This window comes from Xanthomonas melonis, from assembly GCF_020783655.1.
Taxonomy (GTDB): Bacteria; Pseudomonadota; Gammaproteobacteria; order Xanthomonadales; family Xanthomonadaceae; genus Xanthomonas; species Xanthomonas melonis.
The window spans coordinates 103,549-116,161 of record NZ_JAJGQH010000004.1 but is presented as its reverse complement, the minus strand read 5'-3'; the positions used below and the strand labels follow the sequence as shown (position 1 = coordinate 116,161).

Sequence of the window (12,613 nt, the reverse complement as noted above, 5' to 3'; positions counted from 1 at the left end):
AAATAGCGCAGGAGCGTAGCGTCGCGATCCATCAGTTGGTCGCCCAGGCGGGCGTGCCGGGGGCATACGCCATGTCGCCGTCGTAGCGGCCCGGCACGGCGACGTAGCGCAGCACGTCGGTGGCGGCGACCTTCGAGCTGAAGAAGCTGAAGATGGCCAGCTGCTTGATCATCGTGAAGTAATGCGGCATCGCCTCCGCCACTTCGGCAGTGCCGGTATCGGTCGTTCTGACGGCGTGTTTCCTGGCTTCTGCATCCAGCGCGCGCAGCAGCTCGGTGCGTGCCTGCGGCGCCAGCGATACGAATCGGCCGCCTGCGCGTTTGTCGATCTCGCGCAGGCCGGCGCGGAACGCCGCCTGCTGGCGGGCGGTGTAGCAGTCGGTGACGAATTGCGCCATGAACGGGCCGGCGCCGGCGTCCTTCGCCCCCGGCGTTCCGGTCCGCGGCAGGATGGTCTCGGCGATCTCGTCCAGCATGCCGATATCGGCGGCGGAGAACAGCGTCTTCGCTGCTGCGGCCGGCGCCTGTGCATGGGCCAGTGCGGGCAGGCCGACCATGGCCGCGCCGGTGGCGGCGACGATCATCTTCAACAGTTCGCGGCGGTCCATCACAGGTTCCCCGCTTTCAGCTCGCGCACGGCGTGATCGGCGGCCCGCGCGGTCAACGCCATGTAGGTCAGCGAGGGATTCACGCAGGCGCTGGAGGTCATGCAGGCGCCGTCGGTGACATAGACGTTCGGCGCGTCCCAGACCTGGTTGTGCTGGTTCAGTACGGAACTCTTGCGGTCGCGGCCCATGCGCGCGGTGCCCATCTCGTGGATGCCCTTGCCCGGGGCGTAGTCGTCGTCGTGCATCTGCACGTCCTTGACGCCGGCGGCCTCGAACATCTCGGCGGCATCGGCGGCCATGTCCTTGCGCATGGCCTTTTCGTTCGCGCGCAAGGACACATCCATCGCCAGCACCGGCAATCCCCACTTGTCCTTGCGCTGCGGATCCAGGCGAATCGTATTGTCGTGGTGAGGCAGCATTTCGCCGAAGCCGGTCATGCCGATGCGCCAATCGCCCGGCTGGGTCAGCGCTTCCTTCAAGTCGGCGCCGATGTTGAGCTCGGCGATCTCGCGCGACCACCCGGTGCGGCTGGCGCCTCCCTGGTAGCCGAACCCGCGCAGGTAGCCGCGCCTGTCCGCGGCAACATTGCGGAATCGCGGAATGTAGAACCCGCACGGACGACGGCCGAAGTAGTACTTGTCCTCATAACCCTCGACCCGGCCGGAGGCGCCTGCGCCGAAATGATGGTCCATCACGTTGTGCCCGAGCTCGCCGGACGAAGAGCCCAGCCCGCCCTCCCAGACTTCGGTGGCCGAGTTCATCAGCAGCCAGGTCGAGTTGAACGAGGACGCATTGAGGAAGATGACCTTGGCCGTGTACTGATAGGTCTGGCCGCTCTCCGCATCGATGATCTCCACGCCCCGCGCACGCTTGCGGTCTTTGTCGTAGAGCACTTCCTTGACGATCGAGAAGGGGCGCAAGGTCAGATTGCCCGTCTTCATGGCCGCCGGCAGCGTCGCCGACTGGGTCGAGAAATAAGCGCCGAACGGACAACCCAGGATGCACTTGTTGCGATACTGGCAGTTGACGCGGCCCTGCTCGGCCATCGGCTGAGTGATGTTGGCGGTGCGCGAATGGATCAGGTGCCTGGTTCCGCCGAAGGCCTTCTTGATCCGCGCGGCCACGTCCTTTTCCACGATGTTCAACGGGATAGGCGGCAGGAACTGACCATCGGGCAATACGTCCAGGCCCTCGCGCGTGCCGGCGATGCCGGCGAACTTCTCCACGTAGTCGTACCAGGGTGCGATGTCGGCGTAGCGGATCGGCCAATCGGTGGCGATGCCGTCCTTGAGGTTGGCCTGGAAATCCAGGTCCGACAGGCGATAGCTCTGCCGTCCCCACAGCAGCGAACGCCCCCCCACGTGATAGCCGCGGTACCAGTCGAATCGCTTGATCTCGGTATAGGGCGATTCCTTTTCGTTGGCCCACATGCCCTGCAGGTTCTCGACCAGGCCGTAGTCGCGTCGCAATACCGGATAGTCGGCCTTCATCGCCTGGGTCGGCCGGTTGTAGTGAGGGAAATCCCACACTTCCTTCATCGCGTTGACATAGTCCTTGACGTGCTCGATGTTGCGTCCGCGTTCCAGCATCAGCACCTTGAGACCTTTCTCGGTCAGTTCCTTCGCCGCCCAACCGCCACTGATTCCCGAACCGACGACGATGGCGTCGTAGTGATTGTCTGCCATGGGTTGTACTTCACCTGGGTGGATAGCGTTTCAGACATCGCAGAGGCGGATCGCCTCGCGCAGCGAGCCGACGGGATCCGGCGCGGCAGGAATGAATTCCTGCGCCAGATAGCCATCGAAACCGGTATCGCGGATCGCGCGACAGATGGCGGGATAGTGGAGTTCCTGAGCGTCTCCGATCTCGTGCCGACCAGGCACCCCCGCAGTGTGGTAATGCTTGAAGAACGTGTGGTGCTTGCCGATGGTGGCGATGATGTCGCCCTCCATGACCTGCATGTGGTAGATGTCGTACAGCAGGCCGAAATGTTCCGAGCCGATCCGCCGGCACAGCTCCACGCCCCACGCCGAGTGGTCGCACAGATAGTCGGGATGATCGACCCTGGAGTTCAGCAGTTCCATCACCAGTACGACGCCACGCTTTTCCGCATGCCCGAGAATGCGCTTGAGTCCGGCTTCGGCGTGGGCCATGCCGTCTTGCGGATCCATGCCATTCCGGTTGCCGGAAAAACAGATGAGGTTGCGATAGCCGGCATCGGCCACCAGATCGATGTGCCGCGTGTAGCGCTCGACCAGCTGGTCGTGGAACTGGCGGTTGGCGAAGCCCTTGTCCAGGCCGATCTCCGCGCCATTGCACATCGAGCTATCGACACCATTGGCCTTGAGCGTGGGCCAATCTGCCGGGCCGACCAGATCGATGGCAGCGAACCCTAGCCGTTTCACCGTCTGGCAAAGCTGGGCGACCGACTGCTGCGGGAACGTCCAGCGGGCCACGGAATGCTTCAGCTTGCCCTTGCCCTCGCCCGTAGCCTTGCGCGACGCGTCAACGGCAAGCGCAGGCAACACACTCGTCGCGCCGAGGCCAAGGCTCCCGGCAACAGCAACCCGCAGCGCATCTCGTCTCGTGAATCCCGGGGCCGGCGCCGGCCCGCTCGATCTGATGGACATCCGTATTCCGGCCTCCCAACCGGCATCAAATGCTGAAAATTCGCGGCGATTCAATCGATTGCACCGTATCGATTGCACCATAGAGTAGACAATCGCTTTTTTGCAAGACGCAGTGCACGAAACCCATGTCGCAGGCCACCACGTCCGGCGCACGAGTCGCTGCATGAAGGTGATGGAACGTCGGGCGATGACTCCCTGCCATTGCTCTGGCATGCAAGGAGGTGAGAAAAGAAAAAAGCCCCGTAGAACGGGGCTTCTCGCTTCTCTCATCAACACTACTGGATCGAGTGCTGTTCAGAACGGGATATCGTCATCGGCAAAATCGTCCATCGGCGGAGCCGACTGCTGCTGGGCCGGTTGCTGACGGCGCGGGGCATAGTCCTGACCACCGCCGCCGTACCCGCCGCCGCCCTGGCCGCCGCCACCCTGCTGCTGGCGCGGGGCCTGCGAGCGCTGCGGACGGTCGCCGCCCATGCCGCCCCCTTCACCACGGCCGCCGAGCATCTGCATTTCGTTGGCGACGATGTCGGTGCTGTACTTCTCCACGCCGTCCTGGCCGGTGTACTTGTCGTAGCGCAGCTCGCCTTCGACGTAGACCTGCGAGCCCTTGCGCAGGTATTCGCCGGCGATCTCGCCCAACTTGCCGAAAAACACCACGCGGTGCCACTCGGTGCGCTCCTGGTTGTTGCCGTCGCGGTCCTTGCGCACGCTGGTGGTGGCCAGGCTCACTCGGGTGATCGCCATGCCGGCCTGGGTGTACTTGGTGTCGGGATCGTTGCCGAGGTTGCCGACGAGGATGACTTTGTTGATGCCGCGGGCCATAAATGCTTCCGATGATGCGCCAGCGCCGAAGCGGCACGGCGGTGAATGTCTTGGGGCCAATGTTACCGCACCTGCCACGCCCGGGTGCCGCCATACGGCCCGTCGACGGGCCGGGAAACACCGCGCTGGCAGGTGGGAATCCATGCCTGCCGGCCGTTGCGCAGGCGAGGCGCCGCAACGGTTTCCAACCTGCCCAAGGTGCCACCGGCACACGCGGCGGGACGGAACCGGCCGGGGCACCTATAATCGAGGCACATCACGAACGCCTGCGCATGACCATCGCCGAAGACCTCCCCACCGCCCTGGGCCTGCCCCAGATCCAGTCCCTCGCCGCGCCCGACATGGCCGCGGTCGATGCACTGATCCGTCGTCGCCTGGCGTCGGACGTCGTGCTGATCAACCAGATTGCCGACCACATCATCTCCGCTGGCGGCAAACGCCTGCGCCCGATGCTGGTGATGCTGGCCGGTCACGCAGCCGGCGGCTCCGGCCCGGAGCACCACCAGCTGGCGGCGATCATCGAGTTCATCCACACCTCGACCCTGCTGCACGACGACGTGGTGGACGAGTCGGACCTGCGTCGCGGACGCAGCACCGCCAATGCGCTGTGGGGCAATGCGCCCAGCGTGCTGGTCGGCGATTTCCTGTATTCGCGCAGTTTCCAGCTGATGGTCGAGCTGGACCGCATGGAAGTCATGCAGATCCTGGCCGACACCACAAACCGTATCGCCGAAGGCGAGGTGCTGCAGCTGCTGCACGTGCACAACCCTGATACCGATGAGGCCGCCTACCTGCGCGTGATCGAGCGCAAGACCGCGGTGCTGTTCGCCGCCGGCACTCGCCTGGGCGCGCTGGCCTCGGGTGCGGATGCGCACGTACAGCAGCAGCTGTACGACTACGGCATGCAGTTGGGCTTCGCCTTCCAGATCGCCGACGACGTGCTCGACTACGCCGCCGAAGCCGCCGATCTGGGCAAGAACCTGGGCGATGATCTGGCCGAAGGCAAGGCCACGCTGCCGCTGATCCACGCGATGGCACACTCGGACGAGGCCACGCGGCAGCGCCTGCGGCAGATCGTCGAACAAGGCGATGCAGCGGCGATGCCGGAAGTGCTGGCCGCCATCCATGCCACCGGCGGGCTGGACTACAGCCGTCAGCGCGCGGCCGACTATGCCAGCGCCGCCGAACAGGCACTGGACGCGCTGCCCGCCAGCCCGGCGCTGGCCGCGCTACGCGGCCTGGCCCGTTACGCGGTCGAGCGCACGCATTGATCCGGCGCGCTGGGCGCGCCGGATGGGATTTGGGATTTGGGATTCGTAAACGCGGCTTGATCGCGTCTTTGCGAATCCCGGCATTCGATCGCCTGGCGATAGGGCCAGCGTAAACCCCTGGGCACAAACTCACGGGAAAATTCGAACGACGGGACCGCGCTTTTGCGAATCCCGAATCCCGAATCACCAATCCCCGCTACAAACCAAACCGCTCGTCGAAAAAGTCACCCAACATGCGGTACGCGCGCTTGGCGGCACGTGGGTTGTACAGACATCCGGGCGGACTGTTCGCATCGGCCTCGGCGAAGCAATGCACCGCGCCGCTGAAGTTGACGAACTGCCAATCGGCGCCGGCAGCATTCATCTCGCTCTCGAACGCGGCGATGTCGGCCTTGCTCACGCCTTTGTCATCGGCGCCATTGAGCACGAGTAACGGCGTCCTGGCCGAGCCTGCGACCGCCGGGCTGGGCGTGGCGATGCCACCGTGCAGGCTGACCACCCCGGCCAGCTGCACGCCCGCACGCACCAGTTCCAACACCGTGGTGCCGCCGAAGCAGAACCCCACCGCACCGATCCGGGCGGCATCCAGCGGCGCCTTGCCGGCCTGCGCCTTGAGCACCTCCACTGCCTTGAGCGCACGAGCGCGCAGCGTCGGCGGGTCCTTCTTCAGGGCGCCGGCAAACTGCCCAGCCTCGCTGTCGTTGGCCGGACGCTTGCCCTTTCCGTATACATCCGCCACCAGCACCACGTAATCGTCGCCGGCCAGCTGCTTGGCCTTCTGCACGGCAGAATCGTTGACGCCGCGCCAGTTCGGCACCATCACCAAGCCCGGGCGCTTGGCATCGCCGGCATCGTCGTACACCAACACGCCGCTGAAGGTGTCCTTGCCGACCTTCCATTCCAGCGGCTTGGCCTGCATCGCGGCCATTGCCGGAAACGCCAGCGACGCCAGGACGCCGACCAGGCCCACGCGGCTCCACGACCATTGCTTGTGCATGTGCTTGCTCCGGGAGATGTGCATGCAGTGTAGGCCCAATCGCTGTGCAGCACCGGTCGCGGCGCAGGCTGGCAGCAGGCGAGTGACCGGCCATGAGCCAACTCGCAGCTCCCACCACTGCCCACCACGGGGCAACGTCCCCGCGAAGGCGGCGCGAACATCCTTGCTGCACGCTATCCGGACCTGCTTCGATCGAAGACGGCTTGAACGCTGCCGGCCGAGATCAGCTGACGTTGTCCGGCGATACCGGCAGCGATGACGATCGCGTCGACGCCAATGCTTCTCTCGCCGGCCTGCCCGGAGCCGGCGCAGCGAACCCTGCCCACGGCGTGAGCGCGTCGCCCTTGCCGCCATTGCCGATGGACCGTGCGACCGCGCAAGCGGAGACCGGCACGCTGCTTACTGCACGCCCAGCCCGGGAATCGCACTGATCGCCGCCGGGTCGAACCCGGCCAGCTGGGCGAAATGCCGACCGCGTGCCACGTAGTCGCTGTACGCGCCGAAGCTGGGCGCACCGGGCGACAACAGCACCACGCCTCCCTGCTCGCCCAGCGCAGCGCGCGCCAGCTGCATCGCGTCCTCAAGATCGCTGGCGGCGTGCAGACCGAAACGCCCCGACGCGGCCAGCGGCGCCAGCAAGGCATGGATGCGCGGGCCATTGGCACCCATGGTGACGATTTCCACCGGCGCCTGTTGCGCCATGTGGTCGGCGAAATCGTGCCAATCCAGGCCGCGGTCATGACCTCCCACCAGCAGGGCCACGCGCCGCTGCGCGAAGCACGCCAGCGCCGCCAGCGACGCATGCGGCGTGGTGCTGATCGAGTCGTTGACGTAGCTGACGCCGTCGACACTGCCGAGCAGTTGCAGGCGATTGGGCAGCGGACGGAAACTGCGCGCGGCCGGCGCCAGCGCCGCGGCATCCAGCCCCAGCGCCTCCACCGCAGCCAGCACCGCGCACAGATTGCGGCGATTGTGTTCGCCGGGCAGTGGCACATCGGCGGTATCGAAAACGGCCTGCTCGCCGCGGTACACCACCTCGCCGCGCAGGTGCCAGCCCTCGGGCTGGTTGAACCAGCGCACCTCGCTGGCAGGCAGCTGCAGACCGCGCAATAGCGGGTCGGCGGCGTTGAGCAAGGCGATCCGCGGGCGGCCCTCGGTCACCAGCGACAGCTTGTCGCGCACGTAGCGCGCCTCGTCGCCGTGCCAGTCCAGGTGTTCGGGAAACAGGTTCAACACCAGCGCCAGCTGCGGGCGTGCGCCGCTGCGCGCGACCTCACCGGTCTGGTAGCTGGACAACTCGATCGCCCAGTACTCCGGCGGCGGCTGCGGCGCCAGCACTTCCAGCAACGGCTGGCCGATGTTGCCGACCAGCGCGGTGCGGTGCCCGGCGCTGCGCAGCAGGTGCGCCAGCAAGGCAGTGGTGGTGCTCTTGCCCTTGGTGCCGGTGATGCAGATGGTGCCCGGCACGTCGCCCCCGGCCTGCGCGTGCTCGGCGAACCACAGCGCAGTGCCGCCGATGAACTGGGTGCCATGCGCTGCGGCGGCAGTGAGCGCCTCGGCGCGGTAGGGGCTGATGCCCGGCGACTTCACCACGATCTCGAAGCGGCCCAGTGCATGCGCGCTGGCATCGGTTTCCATCTGCAGTGCCGCATCGCCCAGCACCGCGAGCTCACCTGCCTCCTCGGCATTGCAGAACACCGTCAGCGGCTGGGCGGGCAGCGCATCACGCAAGGCACGATAGGCGGCGCGTCCCTCGCGGCCCCACCCCCACAACGCAACCGCCCTGCCCTCAAGCTGCGAAATTCGCACGCACGCGCTCCCACAGCGCAGCCGGAATGCGGTGCTCGCCATCGAGGGCCAGCAGCGGCTCCAGCTGCAGCGCCTGCGGCTCCAGCTGCGGCAGGATCTCGCGGACGAAGCGCTTCACCAGCGCGTCTTCCTTCCACTCCGCGCGCGTGGCCAGCACCGCCATCGCCGCACGCGATTCGCGGCCTTCGCCCACGCATTCGAACGGCTTGTGGTCCTGGAATTCCAGCAACGCATCGTAGCCAGCGGCCTGCGCGCTGTCGTCGAGCAGGTTGCGCCCGAAGATGCCGACCAGTCGCGTCTTCGGCATGAACGGCGCCAGCGCGAGGAACACGAAATGGCATTTCGGGCACACCCCGCACCAACGGTGCACCGGCCGCTCGCCCATGATGTGGAAGTTGCGGTTGCAGCTGGAAAAATGCGCGTCGTAGTGATCGGTCCTGGCGAACTGGCGTGCCACCGCCAACTCGGACAAGGGCCGCAGCAACGAGTAGTACCGCAGGTCGGCGGCCACATGGCGCTGCACGTACTCGCCGAAGGCCTGCTCGAACGCCCAGCCCTTGGACCATTGGTGATTCACTTCGCCGGTGCCGGGAATCTGGCTGCCGTAACTGGCCGAGCGCTCGTTGGAGAACACCACCTGGTCCACGCCGGTGAGCAGCGCCGACAAGACCAGGATGGCCGAGTTCACCGCCGTGACCGGGATATGCCCATTCCATGCGCCCTGGCGGTTGAGCTCGAACAACTCCGGCGCCAGCACGCGGCCGATATTGAGCACCGGCAGGCCGGTCCGCTCGGCGCAGGCGCGGATCAGCTGCGAGCCGCCGATCCAGCTCACGGTCTGATCGATGCCGGCATGGCGCAAGGCTTCGATGCTGACCAGCGAGTCCTTGCCGCCGCCGATGGCCACCAGCGCATGCGCGCGCAGCCCCAGCGCCGGCGCAGCATTGACCGCCTGCGCAGCCACCGGAAACGCGATCCTGCCATGCAGGTTCAGGCCATTGCGGTAGGCGAATTCGCCCAGGCCATGCAGATACACGCTTTCCACCAACGCGGCGGTGTCCGCATCGATGCTGTAGTCGTCGATGGCGATGGTCGGCGGCACCGCGGCCTTGAAGTAACTCACGCCCGCGATCAGGTGCAGCAGGCGCAGGGCCTGTTGCACCGCCACGGCATGCGCGCCCTCCAGCACGAAGGGTGCACCGGGCACGGCGACGGTTTCCACCAGTTCCGGGCCCTGGTCGAAGGCATACACCAGCGTCGCCACGCCGGTCTGCGCGTCGAGCGCGCAGCGCACGAAACGGAAGGTGGAGATCTGGTGTTTGTCGAAAGCGCTCATGGACTACCTGCAGGAACGTGCAAACGACGCAGATAACGTCGGCACAGGACATATTCAATCATGGAAAACGGCAGCGCGGCCCACAGCAGCGGCAGGCAACCGACCGCAAACAACAGCAGCATCACCTGCGTACCGATCACCTTCGCGTCCCCGGTCGCGGCAAGCGCCACCAGCAGATACAGCAGCAGCGCAGGCAGATAGCCGAGCCCGCTCAACAACACCGTGCGCAGCGCCATGCCGCCGGCCTGCCGTACCGGCATGCGCGCCTGACGGCGACGTTGCCAGCGGCCCGCCCACCATGCGCCCATGCCGGCCGCCAGCAACGCGGGCAGCACCCACTTCAGGCTGTCGGTCCAGGGCAGGCGCAGGCCGGCCATCTCGATGGCGGCGGAGATCGCCATCGACACGCCGCCGGCCAGCGCGCTGAGCGCCACGAACTCAGCCAGCGGGCGCATCGATGACCTCTTCGCGCGGCAATTCGCGCTGGTTGTAGGTACTGGCCATCGAATACCCGTACGCACCGGCATCGGCCACCAGCATCACATCCTCCGGCGCGGTGGTGGCCGGCAGCCGGCGACGCTTGCCGAACACGTCCGACGATTCGCAGATCGGCCCGACGATATCGAAACTGCCATCGGCCGGCGCGTCGAGCCGGCTGAGGTTCTCGATGTCGTGCCAGGCATCGTAGAGCGCCGGACGGATCAGCGTGTTCATGCCCGCATCCAGCCCCACACGCTGCACGCCATCCTTTTCGATCACCTGGGTCACCTGCGCCAGCAGCACCCCGGCTTCGGCCACCAGATAGCGGCCCGGCTCGATCGCCAGCCGATAGCCCGGATGCACGGCCTTGACCTCGGCCAGGCCCTTGGCCCACTCCTCCAGGTCGAACGGCTCGTCTTCGGCGCTGTAGGGAATCGGCAGGCCGCCACCGATATCGATGGTCTCCACGGTGCCGATACGGCGCGCGAAACCGGCCAGTTCGTCGTACATCATCCGCCAGTGTTCGCCAGTCTCCACGCCACTGCCCAGGTGTGCGTGCACGCCGGTGATGGTGACCTCCAGCGTGCGCGCCACTTCCACGAATTCATCCACGCGCGTGGACGACAGACCGAACTTGGACGCCTTGCCGCCGGTATTGACCTTCTCGTGGTGGCCATCGCCGTGGCCCAGGTCGATGCGCAGCCACACGTTGCGGCCACGGAACACCTCGGGCCAGTTGCGCAACGCCTCCACGTTGTCGACGGTGACGGTCACGCCCAACGCGAATGCGGCTTCGTACTCGGCCTTGGGCGCAAAGCTCGGTGTGAACAGCACGCGCCGCGGCGACAGCTCCGGCAGCACCTGGAACACGCGGCGCAATTCGCCGTGCGATACGCACTCCAGCCCGAACCCGGCCTGTTCCAGCGCGATCAGGATGGCCGGATGCGCATTGGCCTTGATCGCGTAATAGCGCTGGTCCACCGCGCCGATCTGCGCCAGCGCCTGCGCGCGCGCGCGTACCGTCGGCAGGTGATAGGCGTAGCGCGGCGTACCGGCCTTGGCCAGCGACAGCAGATGCGCGCGCTCGGCATGCCACCATGGCGTGGCGCGCGCGCGCACCGAGCCGATGATCTCGCGCCAGCGCGGACCGAACACCTCGCCTTCGCCGACCGGCATCGCGCCGCTGTCGATCAGTTCGGCATGCAGGATCGGCAACAGGCCATCGGCATCGGCTTCGTCGATGACGAAGGTCAGGTTCAGGTCGTTGGACGACTGCGAAATCATGTGCACGCGTTCCTGCCCGAACGTGGCCCACACATCGGACAGCTTGTGCAGCAGCGAGCGCATGCCGCGCCCGACCAGGGTGATCGCTGCGCAGGGAACGATGATCTTGACCTTGCAGATCTGCGACAGATCCGCCGACAACGCGGCCAGCACATCGGTATTGACCAGATTCTCCGATGGATCCAGCGACACGGTGACGTTGGTCTCGGCCGAACCGATCAGGTCCACCGACAGGCCGTGCTTCTTGAACAGCGCGAACACATCGGCCAGGAAGCCCACCTGCTGCCACATGCCGATACCTTCCATCGACACCAGCACGATGCCGTTGCGGCGGCTGATCGCCTTGACGCCAGGCACCGGTTCGGCACTGCCGTCGATGCTGGTGCCTGGCAGCTCCGGGCGTTCGGTGTCCAGAATCGCCATCGGCACGCCGGAATCGCGGCATGGCTTGATCGAGCGCGGATGCAGCACCTTGGCGCCGGTGGTGGCGATTTCCTGCGCCTCGTAATAGTCCAGCCGGGTCAGCAGGCGGGCATCCGGCACCTCTTTCGGATTGGCGCTGAACATGCCGGGGACGTCGGTCCAGATCTCCACGCGGCTGGCGCCGAGCAAGGCACCAAAGTACGCCGCCGAGGTGTCCGAACCGCCACGGCCCAGGATCGCGGTGCCACCATCGGCATGGCGCGAGATAAAACCTTGCGTGATCAGCAAGCGCGTGGGCTGCGCATAGAAACGCGCGCGCCAGTCCGCATCCGATTGCCACTGGCACGACACCGACAGGCGCTTGGACCATTCGCTCTGGTTCGGCTGCGGCGGCAACGCCGCGAGCCACTCGCGCGCGTCCAGCCAGCCCATGTCCAGACCGCTGGCGCGCAGATACGCCGCACCGATCGTGGACGACAGCAATTCGCCCTGGCCCAGCACCTCGGCCTGCCAATCGAGCGTACGCGTTGCAGCGCGCGCATCGCCAACCAGTGCGTGCAGCGCGGCCAGCCGCTCGCCCAGTACCAGTTCGGCATCGAGCTCGAGTTCGGCAACGAACGCGCGATGACGCTGCTCCAGCGCAACCACGCGCTGCGCGCTGTCGGCCGCACCATCGGCAATGGCGGTGAGCTCGTTGGTCACCCCGGAGAGCGCAGACACCACCACCAGCACGCGGCCGCCGGTTTCGTTCGCCCGTTTGCCTGCCAGTTTTCCAATCGTGTCCCAGCGATGACGACGCGACACCGAGGTGCCGCCGAACTTGAGGACGATCCAACGATCGGTAGAGTGGGGAGCTGACATGGAGTAGGCGTTTAAGATTGGGGGGAAAGCCGGTATGCCGGGCGGAACCCCCGATTCTACTGCCAATATCTCTCTCATGACCCCGCCAGCGGT

At 66.3% G+C, this 12,613-nt stretch carries 10 protein-coding genes; 1 reads left to right on the top strand and 9 read right to left on the bottom strand.

Translation table 11 applies throughout. The features are described from left to right. Positions 1-31 precede the first annotated feature (31 nt). From LL964_RS05480 to LL964_RS05465, 4 genes are all read right to left on the bottom strand, one after another. Positions 32-607: a gluconate 2-dehydrogenase subunit 3 family protein gene (locus LL964_RS05480; protein ID WP_104587295.1), complete on the bottom strand. Its 576-nt coding sequence runs from the start codon at positions 605-607 to the stop codon at positions 32-34. After that, a complete protein-coding gene (locus LL964_RS05475) occupies positions 607-2,292 on the bottom strand; it encodes a GMC oxidoreductase (protein WP_104587294.1) in 1,686 nt (561 codons plus the stop codon). Before LL964_RS05475 ends, LL964_RS05480 begins: the two co-directional genes overlap by 1 nt. Before the next feature lie 30 nt (positions 2,293-2,322). Further along, on the bottom strand, positions 2,323-3,237 hold the full coding sequence (locus LL964_RS05470) for a hydroxypyruvate isomerase family protein (protein ID WP_104587293.1): 915 nt from the start codon (positions 3,235-3,237) through the stop codon (positions 2,323-2,325). Positions 3,238-3,531: 294 nt separating this feature from the next. Continuing rightward, complete coding sequence (locus tag LL964_RS05465) at positions 3,532-4,059, bottom strand: single-stranded DNA-binding protein (protein WP_104587292.1); 528 nt, start codon at positions 4,057-4,059, stop codon at positions 3,532-3,534. A 272-nt stretch (positions 4,060-4,331) separates the two neighbouring features. Here LL964_RS05465 and LL964_RS05460 point away from each other — a divergent pair, with 272 nt between their 5' ends. After that, positions 4,332-5,330 carry a polyprenyl synthetase family protein gene (locus LL964_RS05460; RefSeq protein ID WP_104587291.1) on the top strand — a complete coding sequence of 333 codons (999 nt, stop codon included), beginning with the start codon at positions 4,332-4,334 and terminating at the stop codon, positions 5,328-5,330. Positions 5,331-5,526: 196 nt separating this feature from the next. Here LL964_RS05460 and LL964_RS05455 read toward each other — a convergent pair whose 3' ends face one another. From LL964_RS05455 to LL964_RS05435, 5 genes are all read right to left on the bottom strand, one after another. Next, on the bottom strand, positions 5,527-6,327 hold the full coding sequence (locus LL964_RS05455; RefSeq protein WP_146092362.1) for a dienelactone hydrolase family protein: 801 nt from the start codon (positions 6,325-6,327) through the stop codon (positions 5,527-5,529). Between the two features lie 399 nt (positions 6,328-6,726). Next, positions 6,727-8,136, bottom strand: coding sequence for a UDP-N-acetylmuramoyl-L-alanine--D-glutamate ligase (gene murD, locus LL964_RS05450; protein ID WP_104587290.1), 1,410 nt, complete (start codon positions 8,134-8,136; stop codon positions 6,727-6,729). Continuing rightward, positions 8,117-9,472 carry a UDP-N-acetyl-alpha-D-muramoyl-L-alanyl-L-glutamate epimerase gene (murL, locus tag LL964_RS05445; RefSeq protein ID WP_104587289.1) on the bottom strand — a complete coding sequence of 452 codons (1,356 nt, stop codon included), beginning with the start codon at positions 9,470-9,472 and terminating at the stop codon, positions 8,117-8,119. Before murL ends, murD begins: the two co-directional genes overlap by 20 nt. After that, the gene (locus tag LL964_RS05440; protein WP_104587288.1) at positions 9,469-9,927 is read right to left on the bottom strand and encodes a hypothetical protein; all 459 of its coding nucleotides are present in this window, start codon (positions 9,925-9,927) and stop codon (positions 9,469-9,471) included. The genes murL and LL964_RS05440 overlap by 4 nt, the downstream gene beginning before the upstream one ends. Then, positions 9,911-12,520, bottom strand: coding sequence for a bifunctional aspartate kinase/diaminopimelate decarboxylase (locus tag LL964_RS05435; protein WP_104587287.1), 2,610 nt, complete (start codon positions 12,518-12,520; stop codon positions 9,911-9,913). Before LL964_RS05435 ends, LL964_RS05440 begins: the two co-directional genes overlap by 17 nt. Between the last annotated feature and the right edge of the window lie 93 nt (positions 12,521-12,613).

What these genes read in the sequence shown, in the direction of transcription:
- LL964_RS05480 (WP_104587295.1), bottom strand. Translation starts at nt 607, where the DNA reads ATGGACCGCCGCGAACTGTTGAAGATGATCGTCGCCGCCACCGGCGCG.
- LL964_RS05475 (WP_104587294.1), bottom strand. Translation starts at nt 2,292, where the DNA reads ATGGCAGACAATCACTACGACGCCATCGTCGTCGGTTCGGGAATCAGT.
- LL964_RS05470 (WP_104587293.1), bottom strand. Translation starts at nt 3,237, where the DNA reads ATGTCCATCAGATCGAGCGGGCCGGCGCCGGCCCCGGGATTCACGAGA.
- LL964_RS05465 (WP_104587292.1), bottom strand. Translation starts at nt 4,059, where the DNA reads ATGGCCCGCGGCATCAACAAAGTCATCCTCGTCGGCAACCTCGGCAAC.
- LL964_RS05460 (WP_104587291.1), top strand. Translation starts at nt 4,332, where the DNA reads ATGACCATCGCCGAAGACCTCCCCACCGCCCTGGGCCTGCCCCAGATC.
- LL964_RS05455 (WP_146092362.1), bottom strand. Translation starts at nt 6,327, where the DNA reads ATGCACAAGCAATGGTCGTGGAGCCGCGTGGGCCTGGTCGGCGTCCTG.
- murL (WP_104587289.1), bottom strand. Translation starts at nt 9,472, where the DNA reads ATGAGCGCTTTCGACAAACACCAGATCTCCACCTTCCGTTTCGTGCGC.
- LL964_RS05440 (WP_104587288.1), bottom strand. Translation starts at nt 9,927, where the DNA reads ATGCGCCCGCTGGCTGAGTTCGTGGCGCTCAGCGCGCTGGCCGGCGGC.
- LL964_RS05435 (WP_104587287.1), bottom strand. Translation starts at nt 12,520, where the DNA reads ATGTCAGCTCCCCACTCTACCGATCGTTGGATCGTCCTCAAGTTCGGC.